Raw genomic sequence first — 18,067 nt, 5'->3', positions numbered from 1 at the left:
CCCCGCTCCCCACCCATGAGGATAAAGGACTTTAACTAATTATATTATATCATCAAATCAAAACAACACATTTTATAAAATCATAAAACACTAATATGCTATAATATTATTAATCATAAAGGAGGCGATTTTTATGAAAAAGTATCTAAGTATTTTCTTTGTTGTGTTGTTTTTATTTTCAACGACTTTCGCTTTCAAAGTAACCATGGTTACCGACGTAGGAGGTTTGGGAGACAAATCTTTCAATGACGGAACCTGGCAAGGAGTTTTAAGAGCCCGAGACGAATTAGGTGTAGAAATCGCAGTAATCCAATCATCTGAACAAACAGATTATTTACCAAATCTTTCAAACGCTGCAAGAGATTCTGATGTTGTAATAGCTGTTGGTTTTATGATGACGGATGTTTTATTCAATGTAGCTCCCCAATTTCCTGATACTTATTTTGTGGGCATTGATATAGAACCATCTCCCGGACAAATAATTCCTTCAAACGTTGTTTGCTATGTTTTCAACGAGCATGAATCCAGTTTCCCAGCTGGTTACTTAGCCGCTATGATGAGCAAAACTGGAAAAGTTGGATTTATAGGAGGAGTTCCAGTCCCTGCCGTTACCAAATTCGAAGCAGGATTCAAAGCAGGAGTTAAAGTATACAATGAATTACATAATGAAAATATTCAAGTTATATCAGGTTATGCTAACACCTTCAACGAGCCTGCTTTAGGAAAGAACTTAGCTCTAACACAGATGGAAAATGGTGCGGACATTGTTTTTCATGCAGCAGGTCCAACAGGTAACGGAGTAATAGATGCTGCTAAAGAAAAAGGAAGTAATCTATACAATCTCCCTCCAAATGCCCCCTTAGAGCAAATCATTGATAAATACTATGAATTAGATAAAAACTTTTATGCAATTGGAGTAGATGTTGATCAAGATCACATGGCTCCAGGTTATGTATTGACAAGTGCTATGAAAAGAGTCGACACAGCTGCTTTTGAGGGAATTCAAAGCGCCATGTCCGTAAGAACTTTCGAATCTGGTGTCTTTAGATTAGGTATGAAAGAAGACGGTGTAAGTATAACTCCAATGAAGTACACAAGAAGCATGGTCCCCATTAGATATTTTGTTGAAATAGAATATCTAAAAAAATTGATAAAAGAAGGCAAATTGAAAATACCATCAGATCCTTCAAAAATAGGTTCGTTTGAGGTTCCCGAGATTACCTTCCCATATTAATCAAAATATCCCGCTTCCTGCGGGATATTTTATATTTTAATAAACACTCTCACCAACCATATTCACCTATTAAAGGCACAAACATACAACCATCAGAGTATTCAATCTTTGTATTTCCATCCTCTAACTTGGTTATTTTATGTAAACGTTGAAAAGATTTAGAACCAATTGGAATTACCATTCTTCCTCCAACTTTAAGTTGCGAAAGCAGAGGGTCAGGAACTTTTGGAGCTGCTGCTGAAACTATGATTCCGTCAAACTCAATCTTTTCTTTTGTCCATCCTTTTGTTCCATCTCCAACCTCTAAAACAATATTTGCATATCCCAATTCCCAAAATTTACTTCTGGCTCTTTGGGCTAACGTTTCATTTCGTTCTATAGTATAAGCAAGACGTACAATCTCTGCCAGTAAAGCCGTTTGGTAACCAGAACCAGTACCAATTTCTAAAACTACATCGTTTTCTTTTAACTCTAATAGTTGAAGCATCAAGCCGATTATATAAGGCTGAGAAATAGTTTGCCCTTCGCCAATAGGCAAAGGGCAATCATCATATGCATACCTTTCAAGATTTTTTGGAACAAACAAATGTCTTTTAACCTTCAAAAAGGCATTGAGAACCTTTTCATCGGTGATACCTCTCCTTTTAAGTTGATACTCAACCATCATTCTATTTTCTTTCTCAAAATCCATCAAAATTTTCCTACCTTCGACGAAATATATTCATCTATTGCCTTAGCAGATCTTTTACCTGCTCCCATCGCCTCGATAACGGTTGCCGCACCAGTGACTATGTCTCCACCTGCCCAAACTCCTTCAACAGAAGTAGCGCCGGTAACAGGGTCAGCTTCTATATACCCCCATTTATTCAACTTCAATTCGGGAAATGCGTTGAGTAAAACCTTGTTCGACTCTTGACCTATAGCTACTATAAAAAGATCTGCAGGTATTTCAATATCACTGTTTTCAATTGGTAAAGGTCTTCTTCTACCAGAAGAATCAGGCTCTCCCAGTTTCATCTTTTGACAAACTACACTTGTCAATTCACCTATTTCGTTTCCTTTACATTCTATTGGATTAGTCAGCCACATAAAATTAATTCCTTCTTCGACGGCGTTTTCATATTCTTCTTTTCTTGCAGGCATCTCTTGCTCCGTTCTTCTATACACTACTGTGACGGTTTCAGCACCAAGCCTTAACGCCGATCTTGAAGCATCCATCGCAACGTTACCCCCGCCAACAACTACCACGTGTTTTCCAATCTTAACGGGTGTATCAACCAAAGGGAATTCATATGCTTTCATCAAATTAACCCTTGTTAAAAACTCACTTGAAGAATAAACCCCATTCAAATTTTCCCCAGGAATATTCAAGAATTTAGGGGTTCCCGCACCCGTACCTATAAATATAGCATCGAACTCTTCTTTCATTTCGTCTATTGTAATTGTCTTTCCCACAACAACATCTGTCTCAATTTCTACTCCCAACGATTTCACATATTCTACTTCTTCAAAAACTATCTCTTTTGGAAGTCTAAACTCAGGGATTCCGTAGGTCAAAACCCCTCCAGGTTTATGCAAAGCTTCAAAAATTTTAACGTAGTATCCTATCTTTGCCAGATCTGCTGCCACTGTTAGTCCGGCTGGCCCTGCACCTACAACAGCAACTTTTCCCTTAATATTGTTTTCAGTCAGTTGGATATTATTCTTTTGATTACTTCTTTGAACTCTCTCCCAATCAGCTACAAACCTTTCTAATCTGCCTATGGCAACTGGTTCAAAAGCACCTGATTTACCTAAGGTACATACCCCTTCACACTGATTCTCTTGTGGACAAACTCTCCCACAAATAGCTGGTAAATTATTGTAACTCTTCAATATCTCTGCAGATTTAGTAAGGTTACCATCCCTCAACTCTCTTATAAAACCTCGTATATCTATACCAACAGGACATCCTTCTATACAATTATATGCGCTATCAGGGCATTGTAAGCACCTATCAGCTTCCATCATAGCCTCTTCTAAACAGTAACCATATGCAACCTCTCGGAAGTTGTGCTTTCTCTCTTCTGGTGGTTGCTTTTTTACAGGAACTTTATTCCTCAAAATCTTTTTTGGACGTTTTTTCTTTTTTTCTTCTAAAGAACTCTTTTCCTCAACCTTGTACTGCCCAAGTCGCTTTAACAATTCATCCCATTCAACCAGCTCACCTTCAAACTCAGGACCATCAACACAAGCGAATTTAACGTTATCTCCAACGGTTACCCTACACCCACCACACATTCCTGTTCCATCAACCATTATTGGATTCAAAGACACTATTATAGGAAACCCAAGTTCTTGAGCGGTTTTTGTGGCAAATTTCATCATTATAACAGGCCCAATAGCCCAAGCCTTATCTATTTCCTCGCCATCTGACACTACTTTTTTCATCCCATCGGTAACCAAACCTTTCATACCTTTTGATCCATCATCTGTTGTTATGATTAACTTATCAGAAAACTGTGAAAACTCATCTTCTAAAATTAAAAGATCAGCGGTCCTTGCTCCCATAATTGATATTACCCTGTTGCCTTTTTCTTTCAACGCCTTTAAAATAGGTAAAATTGGAGCAACACCAATACCCCCGCCAATCAACAATACCGTCCCATAATAATCAATTTCTGAAGGACTACCCAAAGGTCCTACAACATGGGCAAAAGAATCTCCATTTTCAAAAGTTGCCATCTTTCTCGTACTTTTACCCACCACTTGAAATATGAGTCTTATATTATCTTCAGTTTTATCCACTATAGTTAAAGGTATTCTTTCTCCATCTTCTTCTGCTATAACTATAACAAACTGACCTGGTTGAGCATGTGCTGCTATCTTTGGTGCTTCAACCCAAACACTGTAAACGTCTTGGGCTAATTTCTTTTTTTCGGATATTTCGAACAAAACTTCCACCCCTTTATTTTTTTTCAATATTTTTTCTAAGGTATTCTTCCAATAATGCATTGAACATCTTTCCATGCTTAGGGTATCTCAAGTGTAATAATTCATGAATAATTACCTCAAATCTAAAACTTTTTGGCTCATTTAAAAGTTTTTTATCAAAGGTTAACCTACCTCTTGAAGAGCAACTACCCCATTTTCTACTCATTTCACGAATATGAATTTCCTTTGGTTGAACTCTAATATCTTTAGCCAAAATCATAACTTCAGCTTTAAAATCAACTGGGTCAATCATTATTATCCCTACCTTTTAGTATGTAGAGATATTTTTCGAATAACTGTTTTATTCTTTCGCCTTTAAGCCCTTTCGGTCCTAATAACTTGTAAAATTCCTGTCTCATTTCTCTTTCCTGATCTTCGTCTTTATCCCAAAGAGGATAAGTTTCCTTTTTTTTCTCGAACTCTTCAGCAATATCCTCGGCATCATCGATCGATTCAGCTTTCAACAATTCTTTGAGTGTAAAGTATGCTGCTGATTTTCCACTTTCTTTTTGAGCCTTCTTCTTGTCGTTTACTTCCTGTACCAAGTTCTTTAGACCGTTTAAAGTTTCTTCTGTATTCTTTTGGGCACTTTTGTAAAGGGTAATTAAATTCTCCGCTTTTTCTCCAATTGTAATGAGAATTGGATATTCATTGCTTTCTTCTTCGACCGTTTTTTCAATACTCTTGTATAAATTAAAAACCTTTTCAACATCTGAAGCATTACTTTCTTCAATCTTTTTTAAAGTATACTCGTCTATCACAAAAACTTCTAAAGTATCTTTTATTTTACTATTTTTCGTGTATTTTTGAATTAATTTTTTAGTTTTCTCTGTGAACTCCTCATCGACAGATAGTCCTTTTTCATAAGCATTCTTCAAAATTTTATACATCCGTGTAAGTGTATCATAATCTTGGAGATATTCATTTAAAAATTTGTCGGGAGATAATATCTCATACAAACCAGAAAGCTTCTTATAATACGTATAAAATTCATTACGTTTTTCTTCATTCCTAAAGTACTCTAAGACAGCATCTACAGATTTGTCCCTATCTTTTTTGGCAACGATAGAAAGATATTTCTCTCTGCCAATCTTCATTTGTTCAGCAAACTCTCTTTTTAAAAGTTCAATATCTTCGATTACCCCTTCTATATCTTCAGAATCAAAAGCAAGTGCCTTTTCTAAATTATTAAAAATACCCACAAAATCGACAACAAGTCCGTTCTTCTTATTTTTTTCATCCTTCTTGTACGGTCTATTGATTCTGGCTATAGCCTGTAAAAGAACGTGATCTCTCATCGGTTTATCTAAATACATACAATAAAGAATCGGTGCATCAAACCCAGTCAATAATTTCTCAGTTACGATTAAAATTTTTGGGAGCTCTCCTGGCTTTTTAAAGTTCTCTCTAACTTTTTTCTCTTCAATTTCAGATAAATAATACTTCGTCATTTGTGGGGGATCGTTTTGACTCTGACTATATACAACTTTAGAGTATTCAGGAGGCAGGTGTTTATCTAATTCTTCCTTGTATAATGCACATGCTTCTCTATCAACAGCAACAAGAAAAGCTTTGAAACCCATTGGTTCGATATACTCTTTAAAATGCTTTGCTACAAATTTTGATATCAACTGAACTCTATCATAGTTTTTTAGCATATTTTTAAGTCTTACCGCTTTTTCTAAAACCTTGTTAAGCTCTTCTACAGCGCTAACTCCTTGAGACTCTGCAAGTGCCAGAAATTCTTTCTCAAGAACATCTTTTTCAACCATCATTTTATTTGGTGCAAACGTATAGTACAAGGGAACGGTGGTGCCATCTTTAATCGATTCTGATATGCTGTATTTATCAAGGTATCCTTTAGGGGGATCATCTTTACCAAATGTAACAAACGTACCTTTTCCATAATTTGTCTTATCTATGGGAGTACCAGTAAAGCCTATATACGTTGCATTTGGTAAAGCTCCTTCTAAAAAGGTACCAAGCTTCCCACCTGTACTCCTATGAGCTTCATCTACTAAAACAAAAATATTTTCTCGTAGATTCAAATCAGCAGAAATATTATCAAACTTATGAATCATACTAACAATTAAACCTCTTTTATCGGTTTTAAGAAGACGCTTTAGATGTTTTTTACTTTCTACAACTTCTACATTTTCAATGCCAACGGATTTCAGATTACTGAACAACTGTGATTCAAGTTCGTTTCTATCAACAAGCATAATTACTGTCGGATTTTCAAAAAAGGGATCTTCTATTATTTTTTTCGCCGTTACAATCATAGTGTAAGTTTTACCAGAACCTTGAGTATGCCAGATCAAACCACGTTGTTTTGAAGGATCTTTAGCCCTTTCAATTATCTTATCAACGGCTTTCATTTGATGATGCCTTAAAACAACTTTTTTAAGCTCTTCATCTTGTTTTGTAAAAAGAATAAAATCAGTAAGTATTTTTATTATTCTTTTTGTATCAAAAAAAGTTTTAATTAAAGTTTCATAACCGCGATCTAATTCGTTTTTCCATTCGAAGAGTGATCCTCCTGAAAGGTTCCAAGTTGCACCATAATAAAAGCGAATCACATCTATTAAACCAAAGATTTGTAAAATAGCCAAAAGTTCTGGCGCTTGCTGATGATACCTTTTTACTTGCTTATAGGCTTCATTAAGCGGATCAATTCTATGAGGTGCTTTCGTCTCTACGAGAATAAGCGGGACTCCATTAATAAGAAACACCACATCTGCCCTTATCGTTTTGCTCCCATTTGTAAATGTAAATTCGTCGGTAACTTGGAATATATTCCTATCTATTTCATAGGTATCTAAAAAAGTTACGTTTCTTTCTCTTTTTTCATTGGACACAAATTTGGGTTTAAGTCCTTTTAAAAATTCCCAAACTATTAGATTACCTTGTATATTTGGAGGAATTCTTTCAAGATCTTTTAATACTTCTTCTGCTGAAAGATGGTCCATAAACCCAGGATTGAGTCTTTGAAGTTGCTTTATAAATACATCTTTGAATATCAAACCTTTTTCTCCGCCTTTTAGCCTCAAGGCTTCATCAGGTTTGACGTATTCCCACCCAAGGTTCAGAAAAACCTTATTTCCATCTGATGATCCATATTCAGCAGATTCTTCTTGTACGTATTTTATAATTGGATCCTGAGCAGAATATTTTTCATCTCCCAAGCCCATAGTCACACCACCACTTTCTCACTTTTTTCTTTAATAAAGTTAATAATATTTTCTCTTTGCTTTTGACAAAAGTAAGCTAAAAATTCTTTTTATTCATCTAAAATCTTTTCCAAATTATTCACCCTTATTTTTGCGGTCATAAGATTATGCAAAAGTGATTTAAAAAGATCTTCAAGGGCTTTTTTCTTGTTTTCTTCCGCCTCGATCTTTTGATCGATCGCTGAGAGAATTGAAGCGATCTTTTGCTGGATGGGGAGAGGTGGAAGTGGAATTAAAATATTCTTCATAACATTTTGATTTAATTTCTTTCTAGTTGTTCCAGAAGTGTATTTTTCAATATCATCAAAAATAAGCCAATAAAGTAAAAATCTATTAACTGAATTACTTTCTATAGCCCTAATTATATGAGCATGATTATTAACCCAAAACTTTCCTTTCATTAAATAGGCACTATTTTCAAATTTTCTCCAAAAACCCCCATCTTCAGCTAATAGAACAAATTCACCATCAAATATATAATCATTAACATAATCTATAATGCCATTAGCTCCGCAATATGGATAGTTACCTTTCATTTTGCTCCGCTCGGTAGAATTTAAAGGAATTCTTTTTTTGTCATGAATCTCAACGACATCCTCAAGTCTCACAACATCCCACTCTTCAGGAATCAAGCCAATCTCTGTCTCTTTAAGCGGTACTTTTTCAGCTTCTTCCAAACTTACAGGCCCATAAGTAAACAGGTACTTCATCATGGACTTTTTGAGATCTTTCGTTGCTTTTATAACATCCTCCGTCTTCTCCTTTGCCTCTTGCACTGCAGAGAGGACAGAGGCAATCTTTTTTTGTTCTGAGAGTGGTGGAAAGGGGATTTTAACATCTATAAATTTTGCTTTACTAACAATTGGAACTGTTGTATATGATGCTAAATTTTCTATCTGCCTTTGCTGCGTTTGTAATGTATAGAATAAAAACCATGGATATATATTATTATTTGGTTCTATTGCATTTATTTGTTGGTTAAATGCAACTCTGTGGGATGCAAACCCCACTCTTCCAATAATACCTATGCAAGAAACTAGAATCGATCCTTCTTTAACAGTTCTTGCTTTGTCAATTGCTTTATTTGAAATTTTTTCAGAAAATGTTGAAATTACTCTATTTTGTAAGTCTGGGGGTTTAATAAAATCAAGCTCACCGTGCTCCCAATATTCTTTAACTTTTTTAGAAGGTGTATTTCCAGTTATTATATTTCCAACATCCCCCAACCTTACAACTTCCCAATCTTTTGGTAGCAAGCCGAGTTCTGTCTCTTTGTATTCTTCTTTCTGGTTAAGATCTAGTTCCATAGTCCCATCTCTTTTAAAATAATCTCTAATTTTTCATCGGCTTCTTTTCTTTCTTCTTCTGCCTCTTTTAACTGCACAACAGCATCCTCCAAAGGCAGTGTTTCGTCTTCACCATTTTGAGCAACATAACGGGATGGACTTAAATTATAATCATTTTTCGCAGCTTCTTCTTTACTGATTATTTTACTTATTCCCTCTTCTTCCTTCCAATTGAGATAGATCTCTGCTATCCTTTCAACACTCTCATCAGGCAAGAAGTTCTTAGGTCTTCCTTTTTCATAGAGCTTTGATGCGTTTATGAGAAGTATCTGGTCTTGCCTTTGTGCTGGTTTTGACTTATTAATCACTATGATAACCCCTGGTGCTGAAGTGTTATAGAATAAATTCTCCGGAAGTAATAAAACTGATTCTACAAGATCTTTTTCAACAAATTCTTTTCTTATATCTCTTTCTCTATTTTTTCCAACATTTCCACTACCCCTTGATACAGCACCTGTATCAATTACTAAAGCCATCTTCCCATCATTTTTCAATGAAGCAAACATATGCTGAATCCATCCCCAGTCTGCGCTGTTTGATGGAGGGTATCCAAAAACAAATCTATTGTAAGGATCGTTTTCATAAACAGATTGTGCAAATGTTTGATTCCACATGGGATTTGCAGTTACTAAATCGAATTTCTTGAGTGATCCTTCATCGGTTAAAAATGCCGGTCTATTCATTGTGTCGCCAAGGGCAATTTGTGCTTCCATGACGTGTATAAAGATATTCATTTTTGCCATAGCATACGTTGAATGCAAGATTTCTTGCCCATAGAATTTAAGTGAATATTTAGTTCTATCATCTCCATATTTTTCTTTAAATCTCAGATGAGTTTTAATCAACAAGCCCCCAGATCCACAACAAGGATCATAGACCTCGTCTCCAGGTTTTGGGTCTAAGATCTTTGACATCAAAATTGCTACCTCACCAGGAGTGTAAAACTCACCCGCACTTTGCCCAGAACCTTCGGCAAATTTTCTCAATAAATATTCGTATGCGCGACCTAAAATATCTGGATCAACATCTTTCAGACCAAGGCGATGTCTTCCTAAAACATCAATTAATGCTACCAACACATCATCACTTATGATTCTTTGACCACCTGCAGTTGCATTGAAATCCACAATATCTATTACACCTTGAAGTTTGGGATTGTATCTTGCAATTGTTCTTACGGCGTCAGTTAAATATTCTCCGACATTTGTAGTTTTTTTAGCAACTTCAGACCATCTCGCTTCTGGTGGCAAATAAAAACGAACTAATTGGTGATCACTTTTTATAAAATCTTCGGCTGTTTCAAATGAACCAAATTTTTCTGACAACTCGTTCAATTCGTCTTCGAACACGTCAGAAAGTCTTTTTAAAAATATCAAAGGTAAGATATAATCCTTGTATTTGGGAGCATCTATAGGTCCTCTTATTTTACACGCCGCTTCCCAAAGCCAGTTTTCTAAAGTTTTGGTATCAAGGTTATTTTGAGCCATTTGTTGTCCTCCTGTGTTCCTCACAAATAATTATAATCAAAATTTATCAAAATGAATAACCTTTTCAAGAGGCCGTTTTGGAACATGGAAATTACCTTTCTCATCTATGTAATATTCAACCCTCTCATCGTTATCCTCTGCAAAAGACTCATGCCCTTTATAACCTAAAGCAACTACCGTGTTAATTTCATAGTCTTGTGGTACTTTTAGAATTTCTCTTAAATTTTCCCTGTTTATAGAAACAATGGGGCATCCGCCTATTCCTTTTGACCACGCAGCTAATAAAATATTTTCAAACGCTGCTCCTACATCGTGACCAATCCACTTGGTCGCTCTTTGTTTGTTGATTAAAATAATAATATATGCGGTTGGTTTTTCTCCTTCTTTAGGCGTTCCTTTTGGGGTTATGTAGCCAGCCCAACCTAAACTTTCAAAGACTTTGTCGCAAGTTTCTTTATCTTTTACAATTATAAACTCTAAAGGTTGTTTATTCGAAGCACAAGGGGCTAACCTTGCACAATCTACTAACTCTTTCAATATTTCTTCTTCAATCGGATCTTGCTTGAACTTTCTGATGCTTCTTCTTTGCTTGATTACTTCTATTAAATCCATATCGTTATACCTCCTCCATTAATTATTTTTACTATCTTTGGAAACTCTGAAACCTTCTTTAATCGATATTTCTAGAATCGAAAAATTTTTAAAATACCTCCATCATTTTAAGTTGCATACATTCTGATTTAGCTCCCCTTCGCCCAGCAACCCAACCAGATGGGTGGTGGAGGGCTCCGCCCTGTAACCCTTTTAAAATCAGAATCTTATTTTTGAAAATCTTTTTATTTCTAAAGTGTTTATAATTATTTTTGAGCTCATATATTTATAATTCCCAAAAGGCACTTCATTCAATACCAATAATATGTTCTCACTAAAAAAGCTTCTTTTTTAACAATAATATCTACTGTTTTATAGTCAGTCAGACGACTTTTCCAAATTATTTTTAAGTATCACTCACAACCTAGTTCATTCACCATCTTCGGATACATTCTACTTGGTTCATCCTTGCTGTGCAGAGGATACCATACTTGAGCAAAAAAGTGACTTCTTTTGGCGAGTTCGTGATAGTTCCAACTCTCTCGCTCACACTGAAGACACCAATGTCCTCCTTCCAAGACAAGCTTTGGGCTTGCCTCAAATACATGACCAAAAGCACATTTAAATAAAAGCTTTGTTTGCATGTCTCCTTTAGTCATATGCTGAGACAAACATTCACCGCCTCGAAACCGAGCTGCCTTTTTTATATCAGTGATATCCAGACTGCTTTCAGGTTTTGTTTCATCATAGCCATGGTCTATGTGTACCACTCTATCATAATCTGTATAAGGTTTAAAGTCTTTTATGCTTGGAGATATTGCCTCTCTATGCTCCTTTGAAATGAAAAACGGCTCAATATACTCGAGTCTATTGTTTTCCACCCAATTCAACGGCCCATGGTCTGTTCTCACTATTTTCTCAAACTTCTTTCTTATGATTCTACCTATGAGTTTCTGACCACCTGGAAATTTCGTGATGATTTTTGCGACTTTTATGGCTCTTACGTTTTCCCTTCGATAAAGATCAAAAAAGTATTCGGAACCTTGGCTCCTGAAATTCAGGTATTCCTCCAACTTATCAGAATCTAGAAAATAACCTCCGTGGAAATTCCGAATTGCAAACCAATTAGCATCAATCACATACTCAAGTTTAGTTATACCCATCATCTCGAACATTTTTTTAAACATCTGGTAAGTACTGAGTCTACAACACTCACCACCACTTATATTATAAATATGCCCCCAAAAATTGTCTGGTAAATCCTCACAAACATTTTTTAGAAGAACACCAGAGTCATGATCACTAACATATTCCAGCACATTGTTTAAAGGATTATGAAATATGATACCATCCTTAATTTCGATCATATGGGATGAGAAAATTCCCGTTTGCCTCAAAGAAACCCAATACTTCAACCCGGATTCGATCACAGCTCTTTCCGCTGCCACTTTTGAAACAGCATAATAATCATGAATACTCGGCTTTATGGGATCACCGCTATGAATCCAGTGGATAGGAGGCATTCTATCGCCATATTCAGCAACGGTTCCAATATATACAAGCTTTATCTTATTTCTATTAGGACTTTCTTTTATGGCACGGATGATATTAACCGTCGAACCATAGTTAACCTTCATTGTTTGTTTAGGGTAATAGTCAGCCTCGGGAGATACCAAAGCTCCGACATGCAACACTATGTCTGAACTTTGAACACATACTTTTACATCTTCGTAATTTGTCAAATCACCCCAAACAATCTTCAAATTTTCTAGTACTACATACTGTTTAAGCATTTCCTTATCCTTTACTAAAGGCCTTACCAAGATAACTACATCATATTTTGCAGGTTCTTTCAACAACTCTTTTAACCCACAAGAACCCATTACCCCTGTAGCACCTGTAAGAAATACTGTTTTCTTTTTTGTCATATCTTGTTTCCCCTCGCATACCAATGGTTTGCTATTTTCCATCCAAAATATACATGCAAAATTTCATGGCTCACCAATCGCTGTTTCAATATAATCTAAAAAGAGACTTATGTTTTCTTTTTTCTTAATAACTAGTTATAAATATCTTATTGAAGTTCTATTCCCAATTCTACAAGAGGTATTTTGAACTCTCTTATACCAGATGAATATGGTGCAATTTCGTAAAGTTGATAGATTATTACCAGATCTTCATTTGTAATATAATAATATCGATCAGGCTCTATTGTGTCTATACTTTCATAAAAATAAATTTTAGGGTCTGCATTTATTTCTTCGATGATGGTTTCTTTGATTATTTTAAAAGATCTGCCTGTGTCTTCACTATATAAACCCAAAAAATCGTATAGATTGAGGAATTTACTGAGAGTTAGATCATAATTGTACGTTTTTCTTGCAGTCATTGGATGAGCCTGATGATAAACAAAAGAAAAATAGTCAGAGTAAAAGCTCACAAAACTGTCCGAAACAAATCCAACTTCGGATTCTATAACTACTTCAACGTATGGTTCCTCAGATTCGTCTATACTGTTTCTAAGGCCATTAAGCTCATCGAGATATTGACTTAAGAAATCTTCAACATCTTTTGCTAAATAACTATTTAAAAGAAAGGCACTAGGTGCATCTTTTGTACCGTAAAAAAATGGAATATTTACTCTTCCACCTAAGTTTTCTTTTAATTCTGCTGATAGGGTTACATATTCGATTGAATAGAGTGTCATAGAAAACATTGTAAACAATAAAAATATGCTTACAACCTTTTTCATAGTTGATATCTCCCTTAAAGTAAGTTTTTGATTGATTCAAGATACTCTTTTATTATGCTTTTTGAACTTTCAAACTTTTCAGTTTCTTCCTCATTCAAAGTTATATCGATAGTTCGTTCCACCCCATCTTTGTTTATAACCGCAGGATATCCTATGTAGATATCGTCCAGCAGCACGGAAGGTGTATACACCCTACCTTCATTCTTTATTATCGATTCTACTAATGCAGTTGTTGCCGAAGCTATCCCATAATTAGTTGCACCTTTTTTGTTTATTATATTGTAGGCAGAATTTTTTACATCTTCAAAAATCTTATTTAGATCGATATTACAACTGTTCTTGTACGGGCAATTGCGGCAAAAACCTTTAATCGGAACGCCTCCAATCATTGCGGAACTCCACGCTGCCAACTCCGAGTCACCATGTTCCCCTATTATATAGGCGTGTACACTCATTGGAGATACACCGCAATTTTTTCCTATTAAAGCCCTTAATCTTCCGGTGTCCAATATTGTGCCAGTTCCAATTACCCTATTATGATCAAAACCTGTTACTTTCCATACAACATAGCTCATGACATCAACAGGGTTCGTAATATTTATTACCAACGTATTTGGAGCATATTTTTTTATGTTTTCTGAAATGCCTTTTATTATTTTAGCATTTTTTATGGTCAAATCTAATCTCGTTTCACCAGGCTTTTGAGCAGCTCCTGCTGTAATTATTACGATATCGCTTCCTTCTATATCACTATACTCCCCTGCTCTTATAATCATTCTTTTGTGAAAGGTTGTTGCATGTAATAAATCCAATGCTTCACCCTCAGCCATTTCTTTGTTGAGGTCGTAAAGAACGATCTCGTCAGCAACTGCTGCGTTTATTAAAGCAAAAGCGGTACTTGAACCAACTCTTCCCGTTCCTATTATACTTATTTTCAAAATCATATACCTCCCATTTTTGATGTTTTACTAACCCTATAGAAAAATCGATTTAGTAACTATTTAAATATAGGAAACCTAATTTCTGGAACATGATCGTCATCTATCAATATATCTTCAGCTCTCATCAAAAAAGTCATTGAACGGTGAAACTCCGGATAATCAATCATAATTCTCACCCCTAATTTATATTTATAAATTTCTTAAATTTTAATAGTTTTCCTGGCGCTGTCCACCCTAAAGTGAAGATCTTTCTTAAATATATGATAGCACATTCTTAAAAATAAGAAAAACCCTCTTGTAATTTACATAGAGGGCTTATTAAATTATTAAAAAATTTATTACTATTTTTTTCAGATTCAAAACTTGGATTTTATTCCATTGCTTCTATGTACTGGTTTATCTTTCTTTGCTCTTTCCCGATAGACCATAATATTACAAACAATAGCACTACCACAGTTCCTAGTATTATTAGAGAAGTGAGCTGCATGCTAATATTTTTGAATATCCACAACGGACCTTGGACAAGCATTAAGTCATAAAAAAATAGTAAGCCAAAAATAGCCATAGCATACCCCATTGTTATCAATTCTATGATCAACACTTCTTTCCCTTTGAACACCTTGTTCATTTGGGATACGTCTCTTTTAGGATCACTGAGAAAGATTCTTGCTCCTAATAATGATGAATAGTACAATAATATGACAGTAGGAATTATTAGTACCAAATCAAAGAAACTAAATTTTAGAAGAAGTGAGAAAACTATCGTAAGGACGATAAACTCAACTGTATAAAGACCTGTAGAAATCATTATTTTTGAGTTCACCATTGTTCTTATTTTGAAAGGAAATAACTTTGGAACTGGCCAGATTTTTATTTCTTCAGTCAACATATATGCAGAAATCATAGCCGAATAGTCTGCTGCAATAAACATAAAGAACAAAGCTAAGTAAGTTAGATCTTGCATACCTGTGAAAAAGAATATGAATGGAAATACCAGTGGATAAATCATCATAAAAATCAATTGGGAATTTCTAAAAAGAAGTTTTCTGTCTTTTTCAAAAAGAGGCAAACGTTTGGTTTTAAATTTTTCAATTTTTTTAACCTTTGACTTTTTTCTTGACGTTGAGAAATCAAGATTGTTGGCGTACCTGTATACCAAGTAAAAGAACAATATCGAAACAGCGTAGATGAATATAAGAGAAACGATATTTCCGTTTAACGCATTGATAAATTGAGCATGTGGCCAAAAAGGGCTCATAAATGCTTTAAGGGAGTTTCCCATTCCTTCAATGAGGTTTTCTGGATCGTTTGTCGTCATCATTGGGAGAAATTGAGGTATTAAGACCATAAAGATAATACCTATGAAATAAGTTAATTGCGCAATTCTTTTTGCAGATGTTTTACCAACAAAAAAAGACATCATTAATCCAATTACAATGGAAATAGAGATCAAAAAAAGAAAAAACCCTATAATCCCCAATATCGATAAAATAACATTTGAACTTTTCAAAATCATATACGAGACACCGATTGATAAGAAAGCACCACTTCCTATTCCAGACATAATTAAACTATCTATAGTAGAAGAGAAAAAGAGTGTTGATCTTTTAATCGGCATTGTTAAAAAAGTATCAAGCATATCGTTATCAAAGAGTGTAGTTACAATTAAGGGGGAAAATTGCAAAACAAATATCGCACTTACCATTAAAAAGGCGGGTGCAAACATTAGTTCTAGAAAAGTATAATTAGAATCCAACCCTATTTGATTCAACGGGATGTTTAGATCAAAAGAACCTGCGGTAGCGAGCATTGTTGGAATGATAATAGCTAAAAAAATTATTGGGACTATCAGATAACCAATAATATTAGAGAACATCCCTGATCTTTTTTCTATACCTTTTCTGTTTTTTGTCGGACGAGATTTGTTTTTATAGGAGTATTTCAACAATAATTTTAATTCGTTCATTGTAACCTCATAACCTCCCCTCTAAAGTTCGTCGATTATTTCTTTTACTTGGCTACCCCCAGTTAATTCCAAGAAAATGTCTTCCAAACTCCTATTTCCGAGTTTAGAGAGAGACCTCAACTCTTCCATATTACCTTCAGCAAGGATTCTACCGTGATCTATGATTCCAATTCTGTCACACATCTTTTCCGCTATTTCTAGAATATGGGTCGTAAAGAATATCGAAGAGCCTTCGCTTTTGTATTTTTGCAAAAGTTCTTTTAGTATCCCCGCTGCTCGAGCATCCAAACCTACGGTTGGCTCATCTAAAAAAATAACCTTTGGTTTTCTCATCAAAACTGAGGCTACCATTAATTTTTGTTTCATACCATGAGAATAATCCCCTATATAATCGTTAAGGTAATCTATCCCAAACGCATCACATATTTCGTTGAATCGCGAGTGAATTTCATTTGAATTTAATTTGTATACGTTCATTATAAATTCTATGAACTCACTGCCTTTGAGATTCTCATACATTTTTGGTTCATCTGGCACAACCCCAATTTCTCTTTTTATTTCCAATTCGTAATTATTGTAATCTTTATCCATGATGAAAATCTGACCAGAGGTTGGTTTTAGTGTACCTGTGAGCATCCTTATCGTTGTAGTTTTCCCTGCACCATTGGGACCTAGAAAACCATAAATTTCTCCTGCATTCACGTTTAAATTGATTTCATCAACCGCAGTGAAATCTTTGAATTTTTTGGTTAAGTTTATTGCTTTTATCAATATTATGCCCCCTCTACGTCTTTATAATTTTAACAAGTATAAAACCCTCTTTTTTGGGAACAGAGGGTTTTGTCATTGTTTAGCTTTGAAAGAAAGGAAATCTCAACCCTTCTATTTCTTTTTCGTTTTTGTCAAACTTACCAGAATACTCTTCCATTTCCTTTAAATCCCAATCAAACACCGTTAAATAGCAGCTACCTTCCTTTTCCTCGCTGAATATTGCAGGGAAATTGTATAGATCTTCAGAATCTGCATTCTCGCTCTCTTCATCGGCTAGCGATACCTCAGTAATCACTGAATACGCTTTTAAATCAATGATCTCTGTCAATTCACCCAAGAAGTACAAAAAATTGTCAAATTCTTCTTCAGTATCGACATCTAACGGTAAGTTAACAGGAACGACTTCCTCTTCAACTTTGAACTGTGTTAGGTAATCGTTGATATCTTGAGCCAATTCTTCATCAAGTTCTTTTATCTTCTCCAAAAATTCTTTTTTCGATTCTTCACTAAAATTCGCCCACAAAATAACTTCAGGGTGAAGATGGTCCTCATGTACTAAATTAGAATCATTCATAAAATCTATAGCCACAGTATGAAAATTTGGATAATTAGAAATAAAAATCTCCTCCTTTTTTTATTGAGACAAAAAATAATTTTGTTCACAATATTATACCATTATTTTTCTATTAAGCATATTAATAAAATAAAACAGGAAATTATATTTTGAATATTTAAACAATCGACCTTAGGAATGCTATGGCTAACCGAATACTGTA

The 18,067-nt window shown here is 34.9% G+C and carries 14 protein-coding genes; 1 reads left to right on the top strand and 13 read right to left on the bottom strand.

Features of this window, described 5'->3' with window-relative positions; genetic code table 11:
- Window positions 1-133: 133 nt before the first annotated feature.
- On the top strand, window positions 134-1,234 hold the full coding sequence (locus X929_RS06885) for a BMP family lipoprotein (protein ID WP_103067293.1): 1,101 nt from the start codon (window positions 134-136) through the stop codon (window positions 1,232-1,234).
- Between the two features lie 49 nt (window positions 1,235-1,283).
- On the opposite strand, the gene X929_RS06880 is transcribed toward X929_RS06885, so the two are convergent.
- From X929_RS06880 to X929_RS06820, 13 genes are all read right to left on the bottom strand, one after another.
- Window positions 1,284-1,925, bottom strand: a complete 642-nt coding sequence (locus tag X929_RS06880) for a protein-L-isoaspartate(D-aspartate) O-methyltransferase (RefSeq protein WP_103067292.1) — start codon at window positions 1,923-1,925, stop codon at window positions 1,284-1,286.
- Window positions 1,925-4,168, bottom strand: a complete 2,244-nt coding sequence (locus X929_RS06875; protein ID WP_103067294.1) for a bifunctional dihydroorotate dehydrogenase B NAD binding subunit/NADPH-dependent glutamate synthase — start codon at window positions 4,166-4,168, stop codon at window positions 1,925-1,927. The genes X929_RS06880 and X929_RS06875 overlap by 1 nt, the downstream gene beginning before the upstream one ends.
- Window positions 4,169-4,181: 13 nt before the next feature.
- Window positions 4,182-4,460, bottom strand: a complete 279-nt coding sequence (locus tag X929_RS06870) for a M48 metallopeptidase family protein (protein WP_103067291.1) — start codon at window positions 4,458-4,460, stop codon at window positions 4,182-4,184.
- Window positions 4,453-7,398: a type I restriction endonuclease subunit R gene (locus X929_RS06865; protein ID WP_103067290.1), complete on the bottom strand. Its 2,946-nt coding sequence runs from the start codon at window positions 7,396-7,398 to the stop codon at window positions 4,453-4,455. The genes X929_RS06870 and X929_RS06865 overlap by 8 nt, the downstream gene beginning before the upstream one ends.
- 89 nt (window positions 7,399-7,487) lie before the next feature.
- Window positions 7,488-8,744 carry a restriction endonuclease subunit S gene (locus X929_RS06860; RefSeq protein ID WP_103067289.1) on the bottom strand — a complete coding sequence of 419 codons (1,257 nt, stop codon included), beginning with the start codon at window positions 8,742-8,744 and terminating at the stop codon, window positions 7,488-7,490.
- On the bottom strand, window positions 8,735-10,270 hold the full coding sequence (locus X929_RS06855; protein ID WP_103067288.1) for a type I restriction-modification system subunit M: 1,536 nt from the start codon (window positions 10,268-10,270) through the stop codon (window positions 8,735-8,737). Before X929_RS06855 ends, X929_RS06860 begins: the two co-directional genes overlap by 10 nt.
- 36 nt (window positions 10,271-10,306) lie before the next feature.
- A complete protein-coding gene (locus X929_RS06850) occupies window positions 10,307-10,882 on the bottom strand; it encodes a nitroreductase family protein (protein ID WP_103067287.1) in 576 nt (191 codons plus the stop codon).
- Between the two features lie 392 nt (window positions 10,883-11,274).
- The gene (locus tag X929_RS06845; protein ID WP_103067286.1) at window positions 11,275-12,789 is read right to left on the bottom strand and encodes an NAD-dependent epimerase/dehydratase family protein; all 1,515 of its coding nucleotides are present in this window, start codon (window positions 12,787-12,789) and stop codon (window positions 11,275-11,277) included.
- A 146-nt stretch (window positions 12,790-12,935) separates the two neighbouring features.
- Window positions 12,936-13,613, bottom strand: coding sequence for an RsiV family protein (locus X929_RS06840; RefSeq protein WP_103067285.1), 678 nt, complete (start codon window positions 13,611-13,613; stop codon window positions 12,936-12,938).
- Window positions 13,614-13,627: 14 nt separating this feature from the next.
- On the bottom strand, window positions 13,628-14,551 hold the full coding sequence (locus tag X929_RS06835) for an L-lactate dehydrogenase (RefSeq protein WP_103067284.1): 924 nt from the start codon (window positions 14,549-14,551) through the stop codon (window positions 13,628-13,630).
- 373 nt (window positions 14,552-14,924) lie between these two features.
- Window positions 14,925-16,520 carry a hypothetical protein gene (locus tag X929_RS06830; protein WP_103067283.1) on the bottom strand — a complete coding sequence of 532 codons (1,596 nt, stop codon included), beginning with the start codon at window positions 16,518-16,520 and terminating at the stop codon, window positions 14,925-14,927.
- Window positions 16,521-16,541: 21 nt separating this feature from the next.
- Window positions 16,542-17,291, bottom strand: coding sequence for an ABC transporter ATP-binding protein (locus X929_RS06825; protein WP_103067282.1), 750 nt, complete (start codon window positions 17,289-17,291; stop codon window positions 16,542-16,544).
- Window positions 17,292-17,370: 79 nt separating this feature from the next.
- Window positions 17,371-17,880, bottom strand: a complete 510-nt coding sequence (locus X929_RS06820) for a hypothetical protein (RefSeq protein ID WP_103067281.1) — start codon at window positions 17,878-17,880, stop codon at window positions 17,371-17,373.
- Window positions 17,881-18,067: the final 187 nt, after the last annotated feature.

The organism is Petrotoga olearia DSM 13574, assembly GCF_002895525.1.
In the GTDB taxonomy this organism is placed as follows: domain Bacteria; phylum Thermotogota; class Thermotogae; order Petrotogales; family Petrotogaceae; genus Petrotoga; species Petrotoga olearia.
This window is presented reverse-complemented; position numbering and strand designations above follow the sequence as displayed.